Source organism: Streptomyces sp. MS06, assembly GCF_047200655.1.
GTDB lineage: Bacteria > Actinomycetota > Actinomycetes > Streptomycetales > Streptomycetaceae > Streptomyces.
Genome location: NZ_JBJZOJ010000002.1, coordinates 136,853 through 160,958 on the forward strand (window position 1 = coordinate 136,853; position 24,106 = coordinate 160,958).

General features: G+C 64.2%; 25 protein-coding genes. 14 read left to right on the plus strand and 11 right to left on the minus strand.

Annotated features, from left to right (window positions below):
• Nucleotides 1-864: 864 nt before the first annotated feature.
• The 4 genes from ACL02U_RS01655 (at nt 865) to ACL02U_RS01670 (ending at nt 6,071) form a co-directional block, all read left to right on the plus strand.
• On the plus strand, nt 865-2,787 hold the full coding sequence (locus ACL02U_RS01655) for an ATP-dependent nuclease (protein WP_412788748.1): 1,923 nt from the start codon (nt 865-867) through the stop codon (nt 2,785-2,787).
• A 394-nt stretch (nt 2,788-3,181) separates the two neighbouring features.
• On the plus strand, nt 3,182-4,123 hold the full coding sequence (locus tag ACL02U_RS01660) for an ABC-three component system protein (RefSeq protein WP_412788749.1): 942 nt from the start codon (nt 3,182-3,184) through the stop codon (nt 4,121-4,123).
• Nucleotides 4,124-4,126: 3 nt separating this feature from the next.
• On the plus strand, nt 4,127-4,384 hold the full coding sequence (locus ACL02U_RS01665) for an ABC-three component system middle component 6 (RefSeq protein WP_412788821.1): 258 nt from the start codon (nt 4,127-4,129) through the stop codon (nt 4,382-4,384).
• Complete coding sequence (locus tag ACL02U_RS01670) at nt 4,368-6,071, plus strand: ABC-three component system protein (RefSeq protein WP_412788750.1); 1,704 nt, start codon at nt 4,368-4,370, stop codon at nt 6,069-6,071. The genes ACL02U_RS01665 and ACL02U_RS01670 overlap by 17 nt, the downstream gene beginning before the upstream one ends.
• A gap of 407 nt (nt 6,072-6,478) precedes the next feature.
• Here ACL02U_RS01670 and ACL02U_RS01675 read toward each other — a convergent pair whose 3' ends face one another.
• The 4 genes from ACL02U_RS01675 to ACL02U_RS01690 are packed head-to-tail and all read right to left on the minus strand — an operon-like array spanning nt 6,479 to nt 8,051.
• A complete protein-coding gene (locus tag ACL02U_RS01675; RefSeq protein ID WP_412788751.1) occupies nt 6,479-6,742 on the minus strand; it encodes a hypothetical protein in 264 nt (87 codons plus the stop codon).
• 40 nt (nt 6,743-6,782) lie between these two features.
• Nucleotides 6,783-7,175, minus strand: coding sequence for a hypothetical protein (locus tag ACL02U_RS01680; protein WP_412788752.1), 393 nt, complete (start codon nt 7,173-7,175; stop codon nt 6,783-6,785).
• The gene (locus tag ACL02U_RS01685) at nt 7,169-7,597 is read right to left on the minus strand and encodes an ATP-binding protein (RefSeq protein WP_412788753.1); all 429 of its coding nucleotides are present in this window, start codon (nt 7,595-7,597) and stop codon (nt 7,169-7,171) included. The genes ACL02U_RS01680 and ACL02U_RS01685 overlap by 7 nt, the downstream gene beginning before the upstream one ends.
• Before the next feature lie 46 nt (nt 7,598-7,643).
• Entirely contained in the window at nt 7,644-8,051 is a 408-nt protein-coding gene (locus ACL02U_RS01690; RefSeq protein ID WP_412788754.1) for an NUDIX hydrolase, read from the minus strand.
• A gap of 107 nt (nt 8,052-8,158) precedes the next feature.
• On the opposite strand from ACL02U_RS01690, the gene ACL02U_RS01695 reads away from it, so the two are divergent.
• Nucleotides 8,159-8,947, plus strand: a complete 789-nt coding sequence (locus ACL02U_RS01695) for a GntR family transcriptional regulator (RefSeq protein WP_412788755.1) — start codon at nt 8,159-8,161, stop codon at nt 8,945-8,947.
• 22 nt (nt 8,948-8,969) lie between these two features.
• Here the strand turns inward: ACL02U_RS01695 and ACL02U_RS01700 are convergent, their stop codons facing one another.
• Nucleotides 8,970-9,338, minus strand: a complete 369-nt coding sequence (locus tag ACL02U_RS01700) for a hypothetical protein (RefSeq protein WP_412788756.1) — start codon at nt 9,336-9,338, stop codon at nt 8,970-8,972.
• Between the two features lie 179 nt (nt 9,339-9,517).
• On the opposite strand from ACL02U_RS01700, the gene ACL02U_RS01705 reads away from it, so the two are divergent.
• From ACL02U_RS01705 to ACL02U_RS01745, 9 genes are all read left to right on the plus strand, one after another.
• The gene (locus ACL02U_RS01705) at nt 9,518-9,874 is read left to right on the plus strand and encodes a hypothetical protein (protein WP_412788757.1); all 357 of its coding nucleotides are present in this window, start codon (nt 9,518-9,520) and stop codon (nt 9,872-9,874) included.
• Nucleotides 9,874-11,250 (plus strand): FtsK/SpoIIIE domain-containing protein, encoded by a 1,377-nt coding sequence (locus ACL02U_RS01710; RefSeq protein WP_412788758.1) that lies wholly within the window; start codon nt 9,874-9,876, stop codon nt 11,248-11,250. Before ACL02U_RS01705 ends, ACL02U_RS01710 begins: the two co-directional genes overlap by 1 nt.
• 83 nt (nt 11,251-11,333) lie before the next feature.
• The gene (locus ACL02U_RS01715) at nt 11,334-12,023 is read left to right on the plus strand and encodes a DUF2637 domain-containing protein (RefSeq protein ID WP_412788759.1); all 690 of its coding nucleotides are present in this window, start codon (nt 11,334-11,336) and stop codon (nt 12,021-12,023) included.
• 3 nt (nt 12,024-12,026) lie between these two features.
• Entirely contained in the window at nt 12,027-12,212 is a 186-nt protein-coding gene (locus ACL02U_RS01720) for a hypothetical protein (RefSeq protein WP_412788760.1), read from the plus strand.
• Between the two features lie 2 nt (nt 12,213-12,214).
• Entirely contained in the window at nt 12,215-12,406 is a 192-nt protein-coding gene (locus ACL02U_RS01725) for a mobile element transfer protein (protein WP_412788761.1), read from the plus strand.
• Between the two features lie 17 nt (nt 12,407-12,423).
• On the plus strand, nt 12,424-12,618 hold the full coding sequence (locus ACL02U_RS01730) for a hypothetical protein (RefSeq protein WP_412788762.1): 195 nt from the start codon (nt 12,424-12,426) through the stop codon (nt 12,616-12,618).
• A gap of 250 nt (nt 12,619-12,868) precedes the next feature.
• Entirely contained in the window at nt 12,869-14,152 is a 1,284-nt protein-coding gene (locus tag ACL02U_RS01735) for a replication initiator (RefSeq protein ID WP_412788763.1), read from the plus strand.
• The gene (locus ACL02U_RS01740; protein ID WP_412788764.1) at nt 14,145-14,375 is read left to right on the plus strand and encodes an excisionase family DNA-binding protein; all 231 of its coding nucleotides are present in this window, start codon (nt 14,145-14,147) and stop codon (nt 14,373-14,375) included. The genes ACL02U_RS01735 and ACL02U_RS01740 overlap by 8 nt, the downstream gene beginning before the upstream one ends.
• Nucleotides 14,376-14,385: 10 nt before the next feature.
• Entirely contained in the window at nt 14,386-15,624 is a 1,239-nt protein-coding gene (locus tag ACL02U_RS01745; RefSeq protein WP_412788765.1) for a tyrosine-type recombinase/integrase, read from the plus strand.
• 403 nt (nt 15,625-16,027) lie between these two features.
• Here ACL02U_RS01745 and ACL02U_RS01750 read toward each other — a convergent pair whose 3' ends face one another.
• From ACL02U_RS01750 to ACL02U_RS01775, 6 genes are all read right to left on the minus strand, one after another.
• On the minus strand, nt 16,028-16,831 hold the full coding sequence (locus tag ACL02U_RS01750) for a TRADD-N-associated membrane domain-containing protein (protein WP_412788766.1): 804 nt from the start codon (nt 16,829-16,831) through the stop codon (nt 16,028-16,030).
• Between the two features lie 730 nt (nt 16,832-17,561).
• The gene (locus ACL02U_RS01755; protein WP_412788767.1) at nt 17,562-18,056 is read right to left on the minus strand and encodes a hypothetical protein; all 495 of its coding nucleotides are present in this window, start codon (nt 18,054-18,056) and stop codon (nt 17,562-17,564) included.
• On the minus strand, nt 18,049-18,966 hold the full coding sequence (locus ACL02U_RS01760) for a hypothetical protein (RefSeq protein ID WP_412788768.1): 918 nt from the start codon (nt 18,964-18,966) through the stop codon (nt 18,049-18,051). Before ACL02U_RS01760 ends, ACL02U_RS01755 begins: the two co-directional genes overlap by 8 nt.
• A 402-nt stretch (nt 18,967-19,368) precedes the next feature.
• The gene (locus ACL02U_RS01765; RefSeq protein WP_412788769.1) at nt 19,369-21,180 is read right to left on the minus strand and encodes a DEAD/DEAH box helicase family protein; all 1,812 of its coding nucleotides are present in this window, start codon (nt 21,178-21,180) and stop codon (nt 19,369-19,371) included.
• Between the two features lie 1,252 nt (nt 21,181-22,432).
• Nucleotides 22,433-22,942, minus strand: a complete 510-nt coding sequence (locus tag ACL02U_RS01770) for a GNAT family N-acetyltransferase (protein WP_412788770.1) — start codon at nt 22,940-22,942, stop codon at nt 22,433-22,435.
• Complete coding sequence (locus tag ACL02U_RS01775; RefSeq protein ID WP_412788771.1) at nt 22,939-23,721, minus strand: GntR family transcriptional regulator; 783 nt, start codon at nt 23,719-23,721, stop codon at nt 22,939-22,941. The genes ACL02U_RS01770 and ACL02U_RS01775 overlap by 4 nt, the downstream gene beginning before the upstream one ends.
• Between the last annotated feature and the right edge of the window lie 385 nt (nt 23,722-24,106).

Sequence of the window (24,106 nt, forward strand, 5' to 3'; positions counted from 1 at the left end):
GACCGACCACGCGCGCGTGTGCCTCGCTGCACCCCCACCAGCCTCAGCCACGCTATCGGGATCTGTCGTCAACCAGAGCAATCGGTCACGGCCAGCCTGTGACGACGGCCAGAGCCCTCAGCTTGGGAAGCTTGGGTCTCTTGGGGGAAGTTGTGACGCTGAGCTGCGGCGGAGGGGTGTTGGAGTCCTGGTCGGCCCCGGGGCGAGTTCCCGCTGTTCCCCGTGGTTCCCCGCAGGATCTGGCACATGAATGGCACGGGCTCTCTGCCTGGTACGTCCCTTCGCGTAGCTGCGCCGGGAGTAATGTCTGATCCTCAGCTGACGACAGTCAGCCACGACGGCGGGTGCGTCGACCGATCAGGCGTGTGTGTGTCTCGCTGCACCCCCACCGGCCTCAGCCACGCTGCCATGTCGTCGACCAGAGCAAGTTGCGCCAGCCGAAGCGCGGCAGTGAGACCTTGTCTGATGACCTCTTCGTCCCGAAGCAACTTGGGCGGAGGTGCTGCCTTGGGCTGATCTGGGTCTCACCTGGGGCAACGGTCTGCAGGCGTCCGCGGTTGTCCGCCGCTGTTCGTCTGCGTTGTCACGCAGTTAGACACTCACTGGGGACGCGGGCCACGCCGAAGGCGCTGCGCGGGTACGACTGGGACCCTGCTGCCTGCGTCAGACGGCTTCCCGCAGCACCGTGCACGGGCCCTGGACTTGGGCCTGAGTCGAATGTCTGACTCTCCGCTGGAACGGCATTGCGAAAAAGGCTCCCTCATCCTGAAGAAACGGCTGATGGTCTGTCAGACAAGCTGCTAGCGTCACGATCGTCACAGGGGTAATCAAATACCCCGCCAGTATCAACCGCACAGGACGACCGTGAAGATCAAGCGCGTACGGATCGAGAACTTCTGTTGTCTGCACAAGGTGGACGTGTCCTTCGAAGACATCATCTCCTTCATCGGACCGACGGGAGTCGGCAAGTCCACCGTGCTGCGTGCGCTCGACTGGTTCTTCAACGGCGAAAAGGGCGTCGCCCTTAGCGACGACGACGTCCACTCGGCGGCAGAGGACAGTCGTATCTCCGTCGAGGTGGAGTTCGGCGGGCTCACCGATCACGATCGCCAGACCCTCGGGCGCTACGCGCCCGAGGGCGCCGCGAGCGTGAGCATCTGGCGGACTTGGCAGAACGGTGAGGACAAGATCACGGGCAAGGCGCTCGCATACGGGCCGTTCGAGGAGGTGCGCAAGAACGAGAAGGCCATGGAACTGCGCCGTGCTTATGACCAGTTGAAGGACAGCGATCCGAGCTTGGGCCTGCCGTCCGCGGGCACCAAGGAGAAAGTTCTGGAGGCGATGCGCTCGTGGGAGGTGGCCAACCGCGACCGCCTCTCCGAGGCCGAGATCGAGGACACGCACTTCTTCGGCTTTGCCGGGCAAAGCAGGCTCGCCCAGCTGATCGACTTCGTGTTCGTTTCCGCTGACCTGCGGGCGTACGAGGAGGCCGACGACCAGAAGGCGACGGCGCTCGGCCGCATTCTCGATCACGCCGTGGACCGCTCGCAGGCAAATGAGCAGCTCGGTGAGATCGAGGAGAACGCTCATCTGGCCCGGCAGGAGGTCCACAGCAAGGTGTATGGCCCTGTGCTGGACGAGGTGTCGGCCGCGCTCTCCGCGGAGGTTGCCAAGTTCACCACCGGACGTGAGGTTGTCGTGGCTCCCACGGTGCAGGCGCCGAGGCCGGCGCGAACCGCCTTCCAAGTGAGCATCCGGGACGGCGCCGCTCATACCTCCGTGCACCGGCAAGGGCACGGCTTCCAGCGCGCTCTAATCATTGCGGCGCTGAAGTACCTGGCCGACCGAAGGCGTCCGGCCGACGGCATGCGGACGCTGTGTCTGGCCATCGAGGAGCCCGAGCTGTTCCAGCACCCGCCGCAGGCGCGGACTTTCGCGAAGGTACTCCGCGAGTTGGTTGCCACCTCACCGCAGGGGCGTACCCAGGTCACTTACGCCACCCACAACCCGGTCTTCATTGATCCGAAGGGTTACCACCAGATTCGTCGCCTTTGCCGCGCTGCTGGTGAGCAGCACCCCCTTACCGAGGTATGGCAGGCCACGGAGGAGGACCTGTGCAGGGCCCTCGACGGGCTCGTCGACAAGAAGGTGATCAGGAGCAGGACCGAGGGATCGCTGGGAGGTGCGCTGGCAGAGGGGTTCTTCGCCCATGCCGTGGTGCTGGTCGAGGGACGCGGGGACGAGGGAGTTATCACCGGTTGCGCGGACCGGTCGGGAATCAATCTGGGTGCGGAAGGCATCAGCGTCATCGAGGTCAACGGCAAGGACAACCTCATGATCTCCGACGCGCTCTTCAGCGCCTTGGGTGTGCCCTGCTACGTCGTGTTCGACGGCGACGCTGGCATGGAGGAGCGCAAGCGAGAGTCGGTGCGCCACCTCATCCCGCAGCAGCGTCGAGAGAAGGAGCAGGAGTTCGAGCGCCAGGCACGGAGGAACCGGACCAAGAACGCGAATCTTCTGCAGTACCTGGGTGTGGCGCCGAATCCTCAGCCCGCCGACGACTCGACAGGTCGTTACACCGTTTTCGAGGACACCCTGGAGACTTACCTGGACCAGCACTGGCCGACCTGGGAGGAGCGCAGGCAGGAGCTCATCCGCGCCGGCGAGGGCGTGGCCGGGAAGAACGCGGCGACGTACCTGGAGACCACCCGGACGGTTGTGGCGCAGCCTCCGTACCTGCTGCATGCCCTGTTGGAGAACGTCCGCTCGCTGGCCGGGAGACGGTAGTCGTGCGGTTAGTTTTCAACGTCAACGCTGCCGTCACCGCCCTCGGTACTTTGGCAGGGAGGCAATTTTCGGATCGCCTGGCGCCGGCGCAGCTATCCCCGGCAGCGCCGGCGGACCTGATCCTCGACTTCGACTCCTCACGTATGAAGGCGCCATCCCGTTCCGTGCCGCGCAGGTGGCGTCCATGTGGTACCGGTCCGGTAGGTCCCGATGTGCACGTGGACAGCGCTCATGAGGTGTCTGAGCCAGTTGTCTGGCGATGTGTTAGTCCGACGTGACAGACAACTTCCCCTTCTGAGCGATCGATACAGCGTGCGTACGTGACGCTCGTACCACTAGTCAGTGGTAGCACTGTGTTCACGGAAGGTGAACGCTAGTAGGCTGAGGGGTAGTTGTGTACTTCGTCTCTGGGGGGAGCGACGTGCTAGTTGATCAGGACCGTGCATGGTTCCACAGCCAGTTCCTGGCTTTATGTGTACGGAAGACAGGATTTGACTGGCAAGACTTTGTCACTGATCTCATGCATATGAAACATGGCCCTGACTTTGTTCAGATCGATCCGGCAGGCCGTGGAGATAAGGGATGTGACGGCTGGGTAGATGGACTAATGCTTGCGTGTTACGGGGCTACCAGTCCGTCCGAAGCATATGTGACGAACAAAATAGAAGCAGACTTCGAAAATGCGGCGCGCCACTGGGGGGCACGCATGGAGAGGTGGGCTTTCGTCTACAATAACGCCAAAGGTCTGCCCACCATGGCTGCTGCCGGCATCATGGATCTCAGGCAGGCAAAAAAAGCTTCATCCGTTAAAATAGAGAACTGGCCCCCGCAAGTTTTGTGGGACTATTGTGTGAGCGATGACGTTGACCGCAGCAAACTCGCTTGGATTCTCGGCGCTCCTCCATCAGAGCATCCTGCGGGGATGTCGTATATTGCTAGGTGCGTGGAATCCCTAGCGCGTACACGGTTGGTTGCGGATACCGACAGCCCTTCCGAGGTTCCTCCTGGGAAGATTGAGCACAATAACTTTGGTGCAGAGGTTACCGACCTCCTCGTGTCCTTCAAGGTGCATACCGGGCATGTACGGTATTACTTCTCGTTGGCGTCTCCTGGAGAGCAAGCCCAGGTTTCAGAGAACCTGCGTGCTAGGTATGACGGCCATCGCGCGCGTTTGGGTAGTTCCGATGCAGTATTCCATGCGCTTTGCGATGACTTGGTTACAGAGGCTTTTCCAGGTGCGGACTACCCTGACATGAGCCAGCAGAGGAGCGCTGCAATGATGGTAGTTACGCACTTCTTCGAGACCTGCGACATCTTCGAAGCTCCGGGTGAGTGAGTGATGCTCCTTCCAAGTAAATCGATCGCTTCAGACCAAGCGCTTATCGCGGTCGGGGCCCAGGTGCTGCTGCAACTGGAAAGCCCAGGTTCGGTGAGTGCTGTGTGGCAGCGCCTCACGACATGGCGTAGCAAAAAAAATATGCCCTCCGCGATCCCATTTTGGTGGTTTGCTTTATCGCTTGACGTGCTTTTTGCGGCAGGTGTTGTGGTGATTCAGGATGGCGAACTGAGGAGGGTTCGGCATGTTTCGCACCCTTAATAGTGACCTACCCAACTTCAAAGCGGCGCATTTCAAGCAAGGATTGAATATCGTCGTAGCTGAGCGAACTAAGGCTGCGAGGCGGCAGGACAGTCGCAATGCCGTCGGCAAAAGCAGTTTCGTTCAGGTCCTTGATTTCCTTCTTGGGTCTGAGGCACGTCCGAACCATGTACTCCGTAGACCAGAGCTTTCTGAATATTCATTCAGCCTCGCCCTCGACCTGCAGCGTGGCGTGTCGAGCATTCAAAGGAGTGGAGGCGATCCGAGTAATGTCGCAGTAGACGGAACGAGCATGAAGATCGCCATGTGGCGGCGACAGTTGGGTGCACAACTATTCGGCCTAACTGGCGCGCCCAACGAACCATCATTCCGATCCCTAATCGCTTTTTACCTGCGCAATGTTGAGAACGGAGCCTTCGACAACCCAACAGAGGTCCATCGCAAGCAGGCCGCTGCCGCGTCACAAGTGCCCCTTGCTTACCTTTTCGGGCTAGACATCGATCTTCTTGAGCGGTCCAAAGAGATCGCTACCGCTGAAAAAAGTTTGAAAGAACTTAAGAAAGCAGCGAACGATCCAGTGCTGGGCATGACCCTGGGTAAAACGCAGGATCTTGATGCGCAGATTAGAACACTGAGGATTCAGGTAGTCCAGCTTGAGCAACAGATCTCCGAATTTCAAGTCGTAGAGCAGTACTCTTTGCATCGCGCCAAGGCTGACGAGTTGAGCCGACAGATCCGGAAACTAAATGATGCCCTAGTCATGGATGAGCGCCGCCTAGGTGATTTGGAGGCGGCTATCAGTCAAGAAAGTGACTCACAGCCCGATTATTCATACGTGCAACAAGTCTACGACCAGCTGCAGATCACCCTCCCTGACACGGTATTGCGACGATTCGACGAGGTTGCGGCGTTTCATCGTTCAATTGTCGAGAACAGGAAGCGTTATCTCGAAGCCGAACGTGCAACCCTAGTGGAATCTCTGGACGAGATGAGGCTACGGCTTCAGCACGCCGACACCGAGCGGGCGGAGGTGATGCGGGTTCTAGAGGCCGGCGGTGCTCTGGAAACCTACAACGAGCTGCAACAGCAGCTGGCTCAGGTTAAAGGTCGTTTGACGGAGCTACAGCAACGTCGCGAAACCGTCGACAAGTGGGAAAACGCCAACAGGCACCTACAGCTGCGGTCTGCGGAGATGGAGCTGCGTTTCAGTACGGACCTAAGCGATCGGCGTTCGCAGATTGATGAAATAGCGCAACTCTATTCGTCTTACGCTTATGAAATCTATGGCAGTGAACGCCCTGCATCGCTGAGCGTTGAGCCAAGCAAAGCGGGATACAACTTCGTGCCCACAATTGGTGGCGACAAGAGTCAAGGCGTCAAAAGCATGGCGCTCTTCTGTTTCGATCTAACCATGGCAGTGACCGCCAAGCGGAATGGTCGGGGCCCTGATTTTTTGGTGCACGACAGTCATCTTTACTCGGACGTCGAGGGGCGTCAAATGGCAAGCGCCCTCACTCTGGCCGCTCGTGTCGCGGAGCGGGAGGCGATTCAGTACGTTGTAACTATGAATTCTGATGACCTTAAGAAGGCGCAGGATGAAGGCTTCAGGGTAAATTTCAATGAATGCGCTCGATTGTCTGATGCTCCGTACGAAACAGGTGGTTTGTTCGGTATCCGCTTCAACTAATGCGACGTGGCACGATGACGGGATGGCGTACCAGCTCGTTCCTGGCAGGATGGGGCCTGGCGCAAGGGCGGCGGAGCGGCTTTGCGGTGGCGCTGCTTTGGCGCGAGTGATCATGGCCCCGTAAGCTTCCGGCGCGTCGGGCAGGTAGTGGACCTGCCCGGTAAAGTACGACGTTGGGGCCATGATCTTCGAGGCTCGCGCCAAAGTGGCTCCGTAAAGCCGTGGAGCCGACCGCCCCAGCCACGACGCACCCCTTCTCTGGCATCAGGCGACCGATGGCTGTGAGCGCGGCATGGGCACCGGCCGGGCTGGAGCGGGACGAAGGCAGGAGCGCAGGCCCGGCCGGGGGCCGGGCCGCGCGCGGTGAGCGGAGCGAGCCGCCTTGAACCAGTAGAGAAAGTTGTAACTCACTGGCTGGGGCCCGTGGATTGATCAGCTCCTGAGCTTCGGGCCTCCGCGATGTGGCGCCCGTGTTCGGCAGCACGTAGCAGTGAGCGGGCGACCCGTTCGGCGTCGTCGGGGTGCAGGTAGACCTGCTGGGCCCAGAGCACTGACAGTCGTACGGTGCCGTTCAGCAGGTTCGCCGCCACGTCCACCTCGACGCCATTGCCGGTGGCGTCAGTGACGTTCAGGTCCAGATCGCTGCTGTAGGCGCTCATGCCATTGAGCATGCATGAGGCCCAGCTACAGATGCGAGGCTGGGCCTTCGCATCAGCTGAGACGGGTAGCCGTAGGCCAACGCTCGAAGTCGTCAGCACAGGGCGGGAGTGCTCTGCGTGCGCGATGAGCGAGTGGCAGGAAGAGCACTGGGCGGATGGTCCAGATGATGCGAGTCTTGGCGTGGGTCACTGACACCGTGCACGGCTCGGCGCGCAACAGCGCTCGACGAGTCTCGATGCGGCCCTCGTACAGCCACTCCCACGCCTCGTCGGAGGTGTCCGCGTCCAAGGCCGGTGAGATCGTGCGGAGTGCGACCGCTACCCAACGGTCCGCCTGGGGCGCCGAGTACGCGTCGAACGATGCCAGCAGCGCAGGCCCCCATTGCTCTGTCAGATCGTCGGTCCAGCACTCGCACCAGTAGCCCCACTGCGGTGGCTTCAGCATGGGCGGCCTCCCGGCCGAGTGTCCGCGTACAGCTCCGCGGTGACCGTGTGGCCGGCCTGGCTGGTGTGGACGACGACCCGGTGTGCGAGTGCGCTGACCATGCCGAGACCGCGGCCGTGTTCGGCGTCCTGGTCCTGGTGCTCGACTTTCGGTGCGTTGGCGGCGCCGCCGTCGTCGGTCACTGACAGGGCGATCACCTGGGGCGATACAGCTAAGGCCAGGTGGAAGGAGCCGCTCTCCCGGCCGCTGGCCGTGTGCAGGATCGCGTTTGCGCTCAGCTCGCTCACGATCAGTTCGGCGTCCTCCGCCAAGGGGGACTCGCGCAGGATGTCCCGCGTCCAGCGGCGGGCTCGGCTGACCTCTTCCGGGAATCCCGGGCAAGACAGTCCCCAGACCCTCGCCATACTCGTATACTCGTGCATACAAGTTCCTTCATGCTGATAGGCCGCCATGTGCAGCGGGTTCGGACTAGACGAGTTTCACGCCGTCGTGGGCGCGGATGGCTGGTGGAGACGCCGCGTCCAGTGCGTCCAGGACGCGGATCGCGTACGCCTCGTCGGCGAGTTCGGTGACCTCTGCCCGGGTGGCCCAGCGCAGTGCGCGGGTCTCGTCCCCGGTGGTGGGCGTGCCGTCGGCTGCCTCGCAGCGGAAGACCAGCGAGACGATCAGGCCCGTCATGTTCTTGTAGACGCCGGTCAGGGTCGCGGGAAGCGTGATCTTGATGCCGGTCTCTTCGAGTACTTCGCGTTGCAGGGCTTCGGGGATGGTCTCCTCGCGTTCGAGGACTCCGCCCGGGGGTTCCCAGTGGCCGTTGTCGCGGCGCTTGATCAAGAGGGCGCGGCCTTGGTCGTCGACGATGACTCCGGCAACGCTCACGGAGTGCGGACGGTCGGTGCTCACGTTCCTCGGCCCTCTCGGCTGGCTAGGCTCTCCACCGTAGCAACAAAACTCGCCCACTCGTCTAGATACCTAAAGGAGTGCACGTGCCCTCTCTTCCCTCCGGCCTGCTCGGTGATCTCGACCCCACGAGTGATCGTGCGGTCTTCCGGCAGATCGCCGACCAACTGCGCGAAGCCATTGACCGTGGACGTTTCAAGGAGGGCGAGAAGCTGCCCTCCGAGGCCGAGCTCGTGGACCACTACGGGGTTTCCCGGATGACGGTCCGGAACTCCTTCTCCGTCCTCACCGGCGAAGGACTCGTCCACGCCGAGCACGGCAAGGGGGTGTTCGTACGACCGCGCCCCCCGGTCCGGCGGCTCGCGTCCGACCGTTTCGCCCGCCGCCATCGCGAGCAGGGCAAGTCCGCGTTCATCGTGGAGGCCGACGCGGCCGGCAGTCACCCGCAGGTCGACAGCCTGGAAGTGAAGGAGGAGAAGGCGAGTCAGGACGTCTCCGCCCGGCTCGGCTCGGTGCGGCGGGTGCTGGCTCGTCGGCGCCGGTACCTGCTGGACGGCCGGCCGGTGGAGTTCGCCACCTCGTATCTGCCGCTCGACATCGCGCGCGGTACTCCGATCGCCGAGCCGAACCCCGGGCCTGGCGGCATCTACGCCCGGCTTGAGGAGCTGGGACACCGCCTCGACCACTTCGACGAGGAGATCCGCGCCCGGATGCCCCTGCCCGCCGAGGTCAAGACGCTGCGTCTCGCTTCCGGTGTGCCGGTCATCCATCTCATTCGGACCGCCTACGACGCCGAGGGCCGGCCGGTGGAGGTCTGCGACACGGTCATGGCGGCGGACGCGTACGTCCTGTCGTACCAGCTCCCAGCGACGTGACGAGATGGGTGTCGGCGAAGTTCTAAGGGGTCGACGGCTCGGCCTCGTCGTCGGGAGCGGACGTGAACATGTGGCCGATGTTGTTCCACATGAAGCCCTCTCGCCAGTCGGGCTTGTTCAGCATCCAGCCAAGGACTGCCTGGAGGACCTTGTCCTGCGACACCGTCAAGGTCTGGTAGTGCTCCGCCGGGACGCCGTCGCGGTATTCCAGCTGGTAGGTGTTGTTCTCGCGAAACCAGACCTGGATGTACCAGTCGCCCTCGCGCTCCTCGTCCTGCCGCTCGAGGATCAGATGCTCGTTGCCGCGCCTCAGGTTGGCGAGCATGGCCCCTACTGCCGGCTTCGTGGGGCGCTTCACCGCGTGGCCACGGCCGTTGGTCGCTGTCAGCATGGACGGATTCTGACGCGTGGCTCTGACACTGGCGGCAGTCCCTTCTTCGAACCCGTACACCCCAACACACATACTCGTATAGACGAGTGGGCAAGTTGTGTGGCACAGTGGTCCGCGCGAACCCGGAGATCGGGTTCGCGGGACGCATCTTGTCTAGACGAGTAGAGAGGGGAACCGCCTTGCGCACCATCCGTGTGGAGACCTCGGCCGCGACCATCCTGCTGACCGAGGCTCCCGAGCCGAAGATCCGTGACCGGCAGACCGGCGAGATCGCCAAGGACGCCGTCAGTGGTGAGGCGCTGATGACGATCGGCGTCGTGTACATCGAGGAAGGCGAGTCGTCGCTGATCAAGGTCACCGTCCCGGAGAGCGGTGTCTCCGAGGGGCTGATCCTCGGCTCGCCCGTCTCGCTGCCGGGCCTGGTGGCCCGTCCGTGGGAGAGCGTGTTCAACGGCCAGCAGCGGCACGGCATCGCCTACCGCGCCGCCGCCGTCACCCCGGCTGCCTTCCCGGCCGCCATGGAGGCCACCGCCTGATGACCGACCTGACGACCCTCCTGGAAGTGGGTGGCCCCCTCGCCGCACTCGGCGGCGGGGCCGCCTACGCCCGGGCCAACCACCCGTCGGTGTACTGGTCCGCGGTCGGCCTGCCCCTGTCCACCGCCCGGCTGCTCGGCTCCTACGGCTCGGTCATGGAAGCCTGCGGCCTGACCGTCGCCCCGTCCCGGCTGCGGGCCCTCGCGGTCAAGGCCACCACCCGCCGGGAGGTGCGGCCCGTGCCTCCCCGCCGTGGCATCGTCCGCCCCACCGCCACCGGTCTCCGGCTCCGCCTGCGGCTCGCCCCGGGACAGGAACCCGCCGACGTCGCCGCCTCGGCGGAACGGCTCCGGCACGCCTGGGGAGTGCACGCCGTGTACGTCTCGACCGTCAAGCCGGGCGTGGTCGAACTGCGCTTGGTCGGCTTCGACGTGCTGCGGCGGGTACGGATGCCGCGCAAGTCCGGCGCGGGCTCACTGGAAGTGCCGGTGGCGCTTCGGGAGGACGCCACGCCCTTCGTGCGCGACTACCGGGCCGTTCCGCACCAACTCACCCTGGGGGCGACCCTCTCGGGCAAGTCCATGTACCAACGCCACCTGGTCGCCGGCCTCGCCCGTCAGCCGGTCGCCCTGGTGGGCATCGACTGCAAGCGGGGCGTGGAACTGGCGCCCTTCGCCTCCCGGCTGTCGGCGCTGGCGACCGACCCGGAGCAGGCGGCCGATCTGCTGCCCGTGCTCGTGAAGGAAATGGAGGACCGCTACGACCTGATCAAGGCTCGGCAGGGCATCGCCCCGGGCACCCCGGCCGAGGTGATCACCTCCGACATCTGGGGCCTGCCCGAGAGCGAACGCCCCGTCCCCATGGTCCTGTTCGTGGACGAGGTGGCCGAACTCTTCCTCGTCGCCACGCGCAAGGAGGAGGAACGGCGGGACGAGATGGTCACCCAGCTCATCCGGCTCGCCCAGCTCGGCCGCGCCGCCGGGATCTACCTGGAGGTCTGCGGGCAGCGCTTCGGCGCCGAACTGGGCAAGGGCGCCACCATGCTCCGCGCCCAGCTCACCGGGCGCGTCTGCCACCGCGTGAACGACGAAGCCTCCGCCAAGATGGCGCTCGGCGACATCGCCCCCGAAGCCGTCACGGCCGCCTGCGCCATCGCCGCCGAGCGGCCCGGCGTCGCCGTCGCGGGCGACACCTCCGGCGGCTGGTCCCGCATCCGCACGCCGTATCTGTCCCTCGCCGACGCCGCCGGGATCTGCCGCGAATCCGCGTACCTCGTGCCCGACGTCCCCGCCCTCAAGCCCTTCCGGCCCGACGTACCCGTACCACCGGCCGAGCCCCCTGCGCCCGTCGTCCATCCCCGCCCGGTGACCGACTGACGTCCCCACCACCCCGGTCGGCGCGACCACCTCGCGCCAACTCCCTACCCCCGCCATGCCCGAAACCGAAAAGGAGCCGCCTCATGCGCGCCCACCTGGCCCGTGTGGACGCGGTACTCGTCCAAGCCGTCATCGCAGCCGCGCTGTCCTTCGCCCACCTGCACGACATCGCGGCGGCGGCCGGGCAGGACGGCTGGAAAGCGTGGGCCTACCCGATCAGCGTCGACCTGCTCCTCGTCGCCGCCTGGCGCCGCCTGCGCTCCGGGCGGACGAAAGCCGCCGGGTGGTGCTGGTTCGTCATCGCCCTCGCCGCCTCCCTCGGCGCGAACGTCGCCACCGCCGGCCTGCTCGACGTCGACCAGGTCCCGGCCTGGCTGCGCATCCTCGTCGCGGGCTGGCCCGCGGTCGCCTTCCTCGGCGGCACCCTCCTCGCCCACACGACCCCGACCACACCCGACCCCGGCCCGGAACCCGAACCGCGCGACCACACCGACAGCCACGACCAGACCGACACCCCCCAACCCGCACCCGCACCCGAGCCGCCCCCAGCTCCGGTCATCGAGCAGCGGCCACCCGAGCAGCCGCGACGGCCGCCGGAGCTCCCCGCCCCATCCGTTCCGGCCGCGCTGGTGGAACACGCCCGCAAGGTCGCCGCCGAGCACCACACGCGCACCGGAACCCCCATCGACACCCCGACCCTGCGCGCCCGCCTCGGCGTGCCCGAGCCCATGGCCCAAGCCGTCGCCGCCCACCTCACCCCCACCGGGAGCTGAACCGTGCCTCTGCTCACCTTCAACACCGCCGCCGACTACCTCGACGCGGCCCGCCAGACGGCCGACAGCGGCCACACGACCCTTGCCCGGCTCCTCGCCGAGGAGGCCGCCGACCGTACCCAGGACCCCGACCAGGCCGCGCGCATCCTGCGCGAGTTCCCCGGGGCGAGCCTGCGGCAGGGGGACTGACCGTGCCATCCCGTCGCCGCTTCCGCCACGTCGTCCGCATCGGCCCGGTGCAGGTCGCCACGTACCACGACGGCCGCGGCCGTGAGAAGCACACCGCCGCCTGCACGGCTCCGCGCTGCGGCTTCTCGACCGACTACGACAGCCGCGCCGCCGCCGAGCTGGCCGCTCGCACCCACCGCTGCCCCGTCCGCTGAAAGGACTCCGCCACCCCATGACCGTCAGCCTGCCGCTCGTCGTCGTCCTCGGCTTCTTCGCCTGGGGAGCGGTCAAGTTCCTCGGCGTCCGCATGTGGATCGTCGTCCTGGTCGCCCTGTTCGGCTTCTGGCTCTCGCACACGTTCCTCGCCCCGGCCATCGAGTCCGGTACGCGCTCCGGCGTGGACGTCGTAAACGGGTCACACGTCTAGACGAGTAGATGAATGGCGTCCGGTTGTCTCCGTCGCCTCAGCGGCTGAGGCCACCGGGCCTTCCTCCTCATCGCACACCAATGGCGCCGAACAGCACCCGACGCCCCGGGGTGGCCACGACACCGCCAAGCATCCGGCCGCCCCGGGGCCCGTCACTCCCGACCGAGCCAGTCAGAAGGAGACAGCCATCCTCACCCGCACCACCCCGCCCCCGCTCCCGGAACTTGCCAGGCTCGCCCAGCACGGCACCTTGCCGGGCATCCTCCGGCAGCTCTCCGGGCTCGGCGGCTGCACCCACCCCATCCGCCTCGACGGCCACCGCACCGAGTACGACGTCGACACGCGCACCGGCGAGATCGGAAACCTCCTCCACCACCTCGACTCGTCCGACCTCCCGGCCGGACAGCTCCTCGTCCGCTGCAACAACCGCCGCACGAACCGCTGCCCGGCCTGTGCCGAGGTCTACCGGCGGGACACCTTCCACCTGATCACCTCCGGCCTGCGCGGCGGCAAGGGCATCCCCGAGCAGGTCGGCGCCCACCCGCGCGTCTTCGCCACCTTCACCGCGCCGAGCTTCGGCCCCGTGCACAACCGCCCCTCCAGCGGACGCCCCTGCCGCTGCGGCGACCGCCACGACCAGGACGCCCCCGCACTCGGCTCGCCCCTCCACCCCGACACCTACGACTACGAAGCGGCCGTGCTGTGGAACGCGCACGCCGGCCCGCTCTGGCGGCGCTTCTCGATCTACCTGCGCCGGGAGGTCGCCAAGCGCGCCGGCCTCACCCAACGACGCTTCCGCGAGTACGCCCGGGTGTCCTTCGCCAAGGTCGCCGAGTACCAGAAGCGCGGCGCCGTCCACTTCCACGCCGTCGTCCGCCTCGACGGCCCCGACGGCGGCGACACCCCGCCCCCGACCTGGGCGAGTGCCGAACTGCTCACCGACGCCATCGAGGCGGCTGCCGCCAAGGTCCACGTGGACGGCCTGGTCATCGACGGACGCACCCACACCTTCACCTTCGGCCGGCAACTCGACGTCCGCGCCATCCGCTCGGCCGACTTCAACGGAGGCCAGGAACTGACCGAACGGGCCGTCGCCGCGTACATCGCCAAGTACGCCACCAAAGGCGCCGAGACGGCCACGGGTGCTCTCGACCGGCCGCTCAGGTTCGTCGCCGAACTGGCCCAGCTCGACATCAGCGACCACGCCCGCCGCCTCATCCGCACCGCATGGGCGCTCGGCGCCCGCAAGGACCTCGCACACCTCCGCCTGCGGGCCTGGGCCCACATGCTCTGCTTCCGCGGCCACTTCTCCACCAAGTCCCGCCGCTACTCCACAACCCTCGGCGCCCTCCGCGACGCCCGCGCCGACTGGCGCCGCGCCCAAGCGGCAACGGCCAACGGACCCGCCCCCGAGACGACGTATGTCCTCGCCCACTGGGTCTTCGCCGGGACCGGCCTCTCCGACGCCGAGACCTGGCTCGCCGCATCCCTCGAACCCGCCCCCGGAACGGAAGGAGAGCCGACCCATGGCTGAGCCCCGAGGAACTGCCGCGCCAGAGACCTCCGACCCGTCCTTGGTGCTCCTGACCGTCGAGGAGGCCGCCCGGCGACTCCGCATCGGCCGTACGACGTGCTACCGCCTCGTCCTCGCCGGAGAGATCGAGTCCGTCACGGTCGGCCGGCTCCGCCGAGTTCCCGCCGACGCAGTACCCGCCTACGTGGCCAAGCTCCGCCACCGACCCGCCCAAGCGGCCTGAGAGGGACGACATGGCAGAGAAGAAGCGCACCCGCCAACCCAACGGAGCCTCGTCCATCTATCTCGGCAAGGACGGAAAATGGCACGGCCGAGTGACGGTCGGCGTCCGTGACGACGGCAGACCGGACCGCCGCCACATCGAGCGCAAGACCAAGGCCGGGGTGACCAAGGCCGTCCGCGAAATGGAGCGGGCCCGGGACGACAGGAAGCTCAGGAAGCCGGGGCAGAGCTGGACGGTCCGCGCATGGCTTGAGCACTGGGTCGAGAACATCGCCAAGCCGTACGTCTCGGAGAACACGTACGACGGCTACGAGGTCGACGTCCGCGTGCACCTCGTCCCCGGCCTGGGCGCCCACAAGCTAGATCGGCTGGAGCCGGAGCACCTCGAACGCTTCTACCGGAGGATGCAGGAGTCCGGGAGTTCCGCCGGCACGGCCCACCACGCGCACCGGACGGTCCGGGTCGCCCTCGGTGAAGCGGTCCGACGCGGGCACGTCGTCACCAACGCGGCTGAGATTGCCAAGGCTCCCCGCCTGGAAGAGGAGGACATCGAGCCGTACACGATCGAAGAGGTTCAGAGCCTGCTGCTGGAGGCGTCCAAGCTGCGCAACAGTGCGCGGTGGGTCGTGGCCCTGGCGCTCGGTCTCCGCCAGGGGGAAGCCCTCGGGCTGCACTGGGAGGACGTCGACCTGGACGCCGGGTACGTCCGCATCCGCAAGAATCGGCTCCGGCCCAAGTACGCCCACGGGTGCGGGGACACCTCGTGCGGCAGAAAGGCCGGCTACTGCCCGGAGCGGCAGCAGACCCGGCGCGAGCACAAGTCCACCAAGTCCCGTGCCGGACGGCGCACGGTCGGTCTGCCCGATCCGCTGATCAAGCTCCTCCGCCAGCACCGGGAGGAACAGGAACGGGAACGGCTCGCGGCCGGTGCCGACTGGGAGGGCAAGGGGTACGTCTTCGCCTCGCCGACCGGCGGCCCCCTCAGCCCGAACACCGACTTCCACGTCTGGAAGCGGCTGCTGAGGGACGCGGGGGTACGGGACGCCCGCCTCCATGATGCTCGCCACACCGCTGCGACGGTGCTTTTGATCCTCGGCGTCCCGGACGTCGTGGTCGACGCCATTATGGGCTGGGAGCCCGGGGGAGCGGCTCGCATGCGCGCCCGCTACATGCATGTGACGGGGACCATGCTCCGCAAGGTCGCGCAGCAAGTCGGTGACGCTCTCTGGGAGCTCCCGAAAACGAACTGAGACGGAAACTGAGACGGACATGTCGAAGGGCCCCACCGCGAACGGTGGGGCCCTTCGACATCGTGCCCGGTGAGGCACTGGCGGAGGATACGAGATTCGAACTCGTGAGGGGTTGCCCCCAACACGCTTTCCAACTGTCCGCATGGCCATCCGGGGGCGTTCGCCGGGGTTCGCGGGGCAGGTCACACGGGGTGCACGTACGTCCATGAACGGTGGTGGCCATGGGTGCACTGGACAAAGACCAGGACAACGAGGCGACCGATACCCGCTTCGCGAGCGAGGTGAGGCGACGCACACGTGACCTCCTATTCCCCTACCTTGAGCGGGGGTCGACGGCAGGTGTCTCTGCGCTCCCGACTTGCGTAAATCCCCGCCCGTTCTGGCACGGATGTGGCCCGGCCAGTCAGGTGATGGAACGACCTGAGGTTTCGGGAGCGTTCCCATTCGCTTGTGATGGCACTGTCACTGAAGGTGTACCGGTGTCAGGCAGTTCGGCGTCTGTGAACTTCAAGATCAGGGCTGCCTGGAGTCGACTCTGCAGCCCGGGATCTGCTACCTCCGTGACCAGACGAAGAGCGTTTCGGGTGCCACGCTCGGCACGCATGTCCTGACGCAGAAGTTTCGTCTGACTTGCTAGGTGATCCATCGCTCCTCGGGCTTGCCGGTGGAACAGCACACCGACTGTGCCGGTTACGATTCCCGTGACATTTGTGACCATGGCTGCATACAGGTCCCCAGTTGTCTCGGAGCGCCAGATGGCTAGGCCTACTCCGATGAAAAGGATCAGGCAACCAAGACCAGAGAACGTAAGGCTCATGATCGAGCTGCGTTGCGCTTGAGTCAGCCCGTGTGCGTAGTAGTCAGCCAGTAGGAGCGAGAATGTCTGTTCCTCCCGTTCAGCACGAAGTTCCTCGGGCGAGGCACTCTGGTTAACCCTGATGTTGTAGTACGTATTGTGCGTGGACGTAGGAGACTCGGTGCCGTCGGGACCATCTGAACCTGTGTCGGCTTGTGACTCAACGTTTGGCTCACGAATCGAGATTCCACCGTCGCCTGAGACCTGCAACTCGCGCTGCAGCCGCTGACGGTTCTCTGCAACGTCACGCTTGTACGAGCCAATGGCTGTTCGTACAGCGACGTAGAGGGCGGGAAGCGTGACCATTGCTGTGCCGAGCGGTGTCACGACTGACGGAAAGTCCCAAGACATAGCGCCGATACTGCCAGTAGGTTCTGTGCGCGCGCGGCAGTTCCGCTATTTCAGCCCATCCCTGCATGAACGACCTGTACGCCAAGGGCAACGTCTGCTCGGCTCTGCCTCGGGCGACGGCGAACGGGATGGAAGCTCCCAACGCACGCCACGCACGGGCCGCCGTCGTCAACGGCGCCCCATCCATCCCAGTGCCGGCCAATCCCCCGCCGGAGGCATCGTTTTGGACCCTGGTCGAGGCTGGTCGGGCGCTCGTGCCGCTGGGAAGCCGCCCGGCGGACCGGAGCCGGGTTCTTGATGGCATGGGGAGTGTCCTGGCTGGGAGCACAACGGGTTTCAAGGCCAGCCCGTAAGGCGCATCCCTGGCCATCTGACCTGGCCGTTCGATCGTGATGAGCTTCGAACGCCCGCAGGTTGGCCAGAGGTTGGCCGCCTGCCGCTTGCTGGCAACCTCTTCGTCCCGAAGCAGCTCCGGTGGGGTCATCCGCTCGCGCTGGGGCAGAGCCAGCCGATGACCTCCGTTCTGTGAATTCGGCCTGCACCCCCTGCTGCTGTCGCCGGCTGGCCCCGTGCTCACCCATGTCTGCCGCTGTCTGGACTCATTGATGTCAGTTGTAGAGATCAGAATTCACACGAACCCTTACCGATCGTGGAGTGCTGGCAGCGTGACGCCTTCCCATCAACTTTAGCTTTTGGGTGGCGATATATGAACACAGAAAAACGCAAAAAGCTACTCGAAAGAAGTCAGGAATGCGGATCTAATGCGCCGCATGATCATGAGTAGGTTGAGAGTAAAATGTGAGAGAAGAATCAGCAAGACGCCGCTAATCCATCGGTCTGCTTTATCAACATCCATTCCAGCCAAGACGCCAAGAATTGAGGTTGCGATGAGGGCCACAAGAAGACTGTAGGTGACATTTGACTGAAGATGTTTGGCGAGCTTCAGGCGAACGTTCTGAGGACCGGTCCCCCCTACGCCCTGGGCAGCCTTTGCCGCTACATCGAACAGCAATACTAGGAGGTTAAAAAGCAGGCCGGTCAGGATGGCGAAGGCAGCCAAAATATTGTCGACTCCGCCAATTTTCCAATGCAGCGCCACGCCGACTCCCCCCAGTGCAATTGGTACCCCATAGAACAATATAACCTCCCCCCACATAATCCTGTTGGTCGAGTGGCTGCGCAGGGTGTTGAAATGATCTTCGACGATCGGAATGAGGTCAATCATTCGCATCAACGGGAACCTCCAGCCTGTAGCGATCCCAAGATTCTGGCCATTGGAATTCGCGGCGCATACGGTCGGCGCTGAGGCCCATATTCTCACCTAGGTCTTCAGCTAGCTCTTCGGCCTTCGAGTACACCCATGCGTCGGACAGCTCGACTACTCCTTCCTTCCGCATCTCCGAGTCGAGGTCGTAGAGCATGCCTGGTGTTGTACCAGACGACACTGACAACGTCCTGACCGAGTCGGCGATCTTGACCTCGACCTTGAGCTCTCGGAAGGCAACGTTGCGCCACTCTAGAAGGCTAGATACATCGGTTTCCCCACTCATCACAGACTGGATCCTCTTCTTGCGGAAAGCTCCCGTGCGCGGAGGGCGCAACATGATCTCGAGGGAGCCAAGTTCCGTCTCTTCGTCACCTAGTCCCAGCGCGCCTGCTACGTCGTGGGGAATAGCCTGCCGCACCAATCTGATTTTCTTAATCTCCCCACTTTCCATAAATGCACCAAATGCAGCCTCTGACGTCATGGCATTAATTTCTAGCGTATAGCCGCTATATTTGGCATGGAATGCCTTCTTGAATGCTTCCGAGAGCGCTGACACAATGCCGCTACCCTGGAACCGCTCAGTGAAGAGGAGGCCGGCGGTGGAATTTTCAGGCAAGATGATGTAATTTCGCAAGTCGGTCAGATCTACGTGATCTTCCTCCTTTTGGAACACCAATTGCCCGGTTGTCCTGTCACGGATACGCGATTGGGCACCGTAGGCGCCATATGCAAGCTTTACGTGCAGGGAACGGTTCTTCTGCTGAATCTCACGAGCTTCAAGCGAGCGTTCTTTCTCAGGAAATTCGAACGCCCGCTCCTGAAGGTGAAGGAAGAACCCGTAAAATTCTTTGAGCAGATCGATTTCCATGCCATCAATGTTACTGAGAGGGAGGTAGTCCTTCCCTCGACTCCTTCGAATCCTGACGACATAGCTTGCGAACGTGTGCTTGGCCATTGGCGCACCTCCTCTAGAAGCTCCAGATCAGCCCCAAGATGACTCCCCGGAGTGGCGGCGCCATGACCAGATCGACCCACAAAAGCCTGCGTTGCGCCACGAGAGGTTGGCAGAGTCTCAACTGCTGAGGCACGGGGGTCTACCGAGTGCTGCGCCCCCTCATGCCAATCACGGGCGGAGTGGTCACTGGGGCCGGCTGGGCTGTTAATCTTTGATGCTGGTTGGTGTGGTTGCTGAACTGCAACCACCGTTTCTAAGGCCGCCCCCAGTCTCGGGAACCTTGAAGCGGCTATGTCAGGACATGGTGAACTTGGTTCAGCCTTCAGACCTTCCCAGAATCTGCATCAAATGACTCTTCTGCCGGCGAAGCTGCTCTACTGTCGCCTTCGAGCGACTTGGCCAGCCTTCACGGATCAGTTGCAGGTTGACATCCTTCTTCGGCATCCCTCGCCTATATGCCAACTTGCCCACCAGAGTGTCGATTTCCCCGCGAAGCATGCGCTCGGCACGGTGGCGCGGTGGGGCGGGCGCTGGCGTCGTCATATGCTTCTCTGCCACGGCTACTGCGGTGGGCGCAGATCTCAAACCACGAGCAGCGTTCACCGCGTAGGTCGAGGGGATGCCGTTCGCTCGTAGCCATGCCGCGGCTTTGGCGACTTCGGCGGGTGTCACCTCATCGCCGTCCACGATTGCCCTATCGAACACTGCCTCGGTTGCGTCGAGCGGAATACGCAAATCAAGCATCCCGCCCCTAGAATCGCTACTCTCACGCACACGCTCGACCCGGTCTGACTCGATCTCCAACTGGTGACGGAGCTCCTCTTCGATGGCCCGTCCATGCTGCATGATCGACGGAATCGCGGGAATGAAAAGACGGGCGTTGAACTCCTCGTCCTTGCGGATACGCACGAAGCGGCCGACAACCTGACGGAAGAACAGCGGCGTGCGAATCTTTGTAGCGTATACACCAACCGCAAGGCGTGGAATGTCGACGCCCTCAGAAACCATCCGCACAGCAACCAGCCACTTACTTCGCCCTCCCCGAAAGCGGTCGATGTTCTCCTTTGCCTCTGGGTCGTCGGAGAGCACTACAGTCGGCGGCTCACCGGTGAGCTGGCGGAGGAGGTTTGCGTAGGCCCGTGCGTGCCACTTTTCATGCGCGACCACCAAACCACCCGCATCTTGCACCTCGGTACGTAGTTCATCGAGCGCAGTGTTCGCCTGAGCCAGCAGCGCCGGAATCCACTTGTGGTTGGGCTCCAACACGGCGTCGAGCGCGGCGGGTACGTCATCATCGGCGAGCTCACCGCCCAGGGCGGCGGTGCTGATTTTGCCGCAGTCTGTCCACTTGGCCTCGCCATCGTACGCATGAAATTCGATGCGCCGGCACACTCCATCGGCGACGGCAGTGCCGTACTCGTAGGCGTAGTCGACCTCGACCTTGCCATCCCGGTCATAGCGCACGAAGGGGATCGGGCTGGCACCGTCTTTGCGCCACGGTGTACCCGTGAGCGCGATGCGATGAACTGCGTGCTCCAGTGCGTGCGTTAGACCTTCACCCCACGATTTGTTCTGACCTGCGTGATGAATTTCGTCAAGCAGCGCGACTGTGGGGCGCCTGGTCAGGTACCGCAACTTCTCAGATCCGATTCCCCTGGCCACCTGTGCGTAGGTCACGACGTAGCCCTGGTAGCCCGGCTTTCCATAGTCCTCAGGATCAGTAACCGGCATGAGGTGCAGTCCGATACTTCCTGCGGCGTCAGCCCATTGGAGGCGCAGAGCGTCGGTGGGGACGACTACGATGATGCGCTCTGTAGTGCGCTCTTGCATGAGGCGCTTTGCCAGATTCAGCGCGAAGTAGGTCTTTCCCGCTCCGGGAGTCGCCGAGACGAGATAGTCCTTCGTCGGGTTGGCAAAGAACTTTTCATGTGCTTGGTTTTGCCATCCGCGGGCGCCGTTGACCACAGAGCGGCCTTTCTTGAGGTTGCAGGTCGGGCAGAGGGCCTGTCCGTTGATGATGTCGGTGGCGCCACCGGCCGAGTACGGGGTGATGTGGTCGCCGTGCCAGCTCGGCTGTAGCTCGATGCCGCAGTGGGTACAGCGGCCGTCCGCCGCAAGGAAGAGCACAGTCCGCTCGGTGGCATTGAAGCGACGGCGTGGCGAGTGGGCCGTCACCGAAGAGATCCCGCTGAGAAAGGCGTCCCCCGGTTGTTGACTGGCGAGTAGGGGGCGATAGGGTGGTAGAGGTTCAAGGCTGGCTCCTTGAGTCCATTGCCCTCGACGGACCGTACATCCGTGCGAGGGCACAGTTGTCTCTGCCAACTGGCTGACTGCCAATCAGGTAGCCAAAGAGCTTACCCCCTGACCGCGACGCTCAGTAATCAAAGAGGGGGCGCAGGGGGCGCAAACACGCGGCTCGCAATACGGAGCGTGCGCCCGTCTCTCCCGAAGCGGCTGGTCAGCGGCACCGACTGTGTGCTTTCTGCGCGGAATGAGATGTTCCGTGTGACCTACCTGACTCTCCGTACCGCCTGTCGAGGTGAACTACCGGACGTCGCCCTTGAGTTGAATATCGAACACCAGCGCGAGGAGCGCCACCTGTGCGGGAGTGCGAGTAGATGACGTGAAGCCCCGACAGTCCACCGAGACCCAGAGTGGGCATAGTCCTCCTTGGTCGTCAGAAGGACGCGTCCGGAGGTTCTCCCCAAAGGCAGGCGCGTCTCTCGGTGTTGGGGCTCCAACGGTATGGCACACCCCTGGCAATAGGCGCCCCTCGCCCTTGAGTCGCCCACTTAGGCATGGCGGACCATGCAAGACGAACTCAGGCTGGCCTAGGCGATCTAAGCGTTCACGCGTCAGTCCACTGACCTGCGATGATTCTGTCTCGTATCACACGCCGCTGACAATCATGACTCGCTCGCGTTGCCCATCACGAAGGCGCGCCACCTTGGGGCTCATATGTCCGTATTAATGTGTGGTGAATGTCACCAATCTCTTGCGGATTGGCCAGCTTCGCACTAGCCGATCCCACCACTGGCTCCGGATCTCCGTCCCGTACGTCGTCGACCCACAACACCGTAGAGCGGGCGTGGTTCATGGCGTCCAGGTGGAGCGCGCAACTGTACGAGCGACCTGGACGCCCTGAGCCTCGTCTGCTCGGCTTTGCCTGGGTCGACGCTGGATGGGACGGGAGATCCCCGTGCGCGCCACTACGGACCCGCAGTCGGCGACGACGCCCGCGCCATCCCGGTGCCGGCCGATCCCGCGCCGAAGGCATTGTCTTGACTGCAGGGTGCTCTACAGATCATCGCCTTGTGGCCTCCGGCCCTGCCCATGGAAGGTCGCGCGTCAGGTGGTGCCTGGCCTGTGGGGGCCGACCTCAGGCCTCGCCTTGGGCCTGGCGCTGGAAGAGCGCTCCCGATCTACGGTGCGGTAGGTCAACGATGCGCACAAGGGTGAACCCGACGGACTTGTAGTACCGGTGCAACCCTTCGTTGTCCTTCCAGGCATCCAGGCGGAGCCATCTCTTGCCCAGTGTCGTAGCACGGTGCGCTGCCCAGTCCAGCATCCTCGCGCCGACGTCAGCACCGGCCGCGTGCCGACGCACGGCCATGCGGTGCACGTAGAGCGCATCGCCCGGGTCGTCATCTGGTGTCCAGAACTCTGGGTCGGCGAAGTCATCGACTTGGATGGTCGCGACGGGCTCGCCATCGTCGGAAGCAAGGAAACACACACCCTGTTCCAGCGCCGCTGTGATGCGATCCCGATGCGGGGGGTACTGCCACTGGTCGATGCCACGTGACGCGAGCCAGCCGGAGGCCTCGCTCAACAGTGCTTCCACTGTGTCGAGTTCATCGGGACGGCCGGGACGAATGCGCAGATCGTTCATGCTTCCTCGTTCGGCACTTCACGCTGCCGCTCGTACGAGATCACGTGTCGGTCCCCAGGGAGCACAGTCACCGCGACGCGTACAGGTTGCCCTTCCTCTGTGAAGCCGGTCGTGACGTGAACGCCGACCGGTGTCCCAGGACCGAGATCGAGGCGGTGTACTTGTTCTGGCGTCGGCATACGGACGTACAACTCATCCAGCGCCCGGACCTGCCGGTACCCGAGTTCGGCCAGAACCTCGTTCGCGCCGCGAGCGATGTTCTCTGGACGCATGACCTCCGAATCCCGTACGAGCGCGAGCGGGAAGTAGCTGTCATTGATGTTGAACGGCTCGCCATCCAGGTACCGCACCCGCTTGCGGACTGCAACGAGGTCGCCCGGCTCCAACCGCAACCGCTTGGCCACGTCTTCCGGTGGCTCCACAATCGCCACCTCGATTTCCTGCCGTGGTTCGCGTCCCTCCGCTGAGTACTCCGTCATGAAGGCGTCCATCTCCGGCGAGTAGGGCCGTTTCCGGAACTCCCCTTGAGGTCGGAACACCATCGGCTGACGGCGCCGGACGAAGTGACCCTGCGGCCTGGCTGAGACGACAAGCCCCTCGTTCACGAGCTGGGCGAGTGCCTTGCGCACGGTTTCCCGTGACACGGCGTACTGGTCACGCAGCTCCGCTTCCGTCGGAAGCTTCGCGTCGGGTTCGAGCTTCCCGGACGTGATCTGCTCCCGCAGCGCGTCCGCGATCTGCTGGTACATCGGGTTTCGCCCGAGTCGGGTCACTGCCATGCCTCCCATGGAAGCCGCTAGCTGACTGCATTGTCCAGTCAATGCGGCCAATGTGCTTGCGGTCCGCCACACCGTCTGCCAACATCCTGACTGTAGCCATTGTACGGACAATGACTAGCGCCTCGGGTATCTCTGTGCCTTCTGACAGGACCGCACGAGGTGAAGGGGCCCGGGACAGAGCGGGCCGAGGGCGGACCCGACCCTTGTCATTCGGGACGGCTTAGACCGAAAGGTCACGTCTCCATACGCCTGAATCGGGAGCTCGTGTTCCCGAAGGAGACAGCAACACCTGTACCTGTTCAGCTGCTCCGTAGCGCTTGCTGCGGCCGGTTGCCTCCGCTGCTCGTCTCACACGAGCAGCGCTGAGAGGGGCCGGATGTTCCGA

What these genes read in the sequence shown, in the direction of transcription:
- ACL02U_RS01715 (WP_412788759.1), top strand. Translation starts at nt 11,334, where the DNA reads ATGCGCGCCCACCTGGCCCGTGTGGACGCGGTACTCGTCCAAGCCGTC.
- ACL02U_RS01775 (WP_412788771.1), bottom strand. Translation starts at nt 23,721, where the DNA reads ATGGCAGTGACCCGACTCGGGCGAAACCCGATGTACCAGCAGATCGCG.
- ACL02U_RS01700 (WP_412788756.1), bottom strand. Translation starts at nt 9,338, where the DNA reads ATGCTGACAGCGACCAACGGCCGTGGCCACGCGGTGAAGCGCCCCACG.
- ACL02U_RS01675 (WP_412788751.1), bottom strand. Translation starts at nt 6,742, where the DNA reads ATGCTCAATGGCATGAGCGCCTACAGCAGCGATCTGGACCTGAACGTC.
- ACL02U_RS01710 (WP_412788758.1), top strand. Translation starts at nt 9,874, where the DNA reads ATGACCGACCTGACGACCCTCCTGGAAGTGGGTGGCCCCCTCGCCGCA.
- ACL02U_RS01770 (WP_412788770.1), bottom strand. Translation starts at nt 22,942, where the DNA reads ATGAACGATCTGCGCATTCGTCCCGGCCGTCCCGATGAACTCGACACA.
- ACL02U_RS01665 (WP_412788821.1), top strand. Translation starts at nt 4,127, where the DNA reads ATGCTCCTTCCAAGTAAATCGATCGCTTCAGACCAAGCGCTTATCGCG.
- ACL02U_RS01760 (WP_412788768.1), bottom strand. Translation starts at nt 18,966, where the DNA reads ATGGAAATCGATCTGCTCAAAGAATTTTACGGGTTCTTCCTTCACCTT.
- ACL02U_RS01750 (WP_412788766.1), bottom strand. Translation starts at nt 16,831, where the DNA reads ATGTCTTGGGACTTTCCGTCAGTCGTGACACCGCTCGGCACAGCAATG.
- ACL02U_RS01740 (WP_412788764.1), top strand. Translation starts at nt 14,145, where the DNA reads ATGGCTGAGCCCCGAGGAACTGCCGCGCCAGAGACCTCCGACCCGTCC.
- ACL02U_RS01745 (WP_412788765.1), top strand. Translation starts at nt 14,386, where the DNA reads ATGGCAGAGAAGAAGCGCACCCGCCAACCCAACGGAGCCTCGTCCATC.
- ACL02U_RS01685 (WP_412788753.1), bottom strand. Translation starts at nt 7,597, where the DNA reads ATGCACGAGTATACGAGTATGGCGAGGGTCTGGGGACTGTCTTGCCCG.
- ACL02U_RS01755 (WP_412788767.1), bottom strand. Translation starts at nt 18,056, where the DNA reads ATGATTGACCTCATTCCGATCGTCGAAGATCATTTCAACACCCTGCGC.
- ACL02U_RS01730 (WP_412788762.1), top strand. Translation starts at nt 12,424, where the DNA reads ATGACCGTCAGCCTGCCGCTCGTCGTCGTCCTCGGCTTCTTCGCCTGG.
- ACL02U_RS01680 (WP_412788752.1), bottom strand. Translation starts at nt 7,175, where the DNA reads ATGCTGAAGCCACCGCAGTGGGGCTACTGGTGCGAGTGCTGGACCGAC.
- ACL02U_RS01670 (WP_412788750.1), top strand. Translation starts at nt 4,368, where the DNA reads ATGTTTCGCACCCTTAATAGTGACCTACCCAACTTCAAAGCGGCGCAT.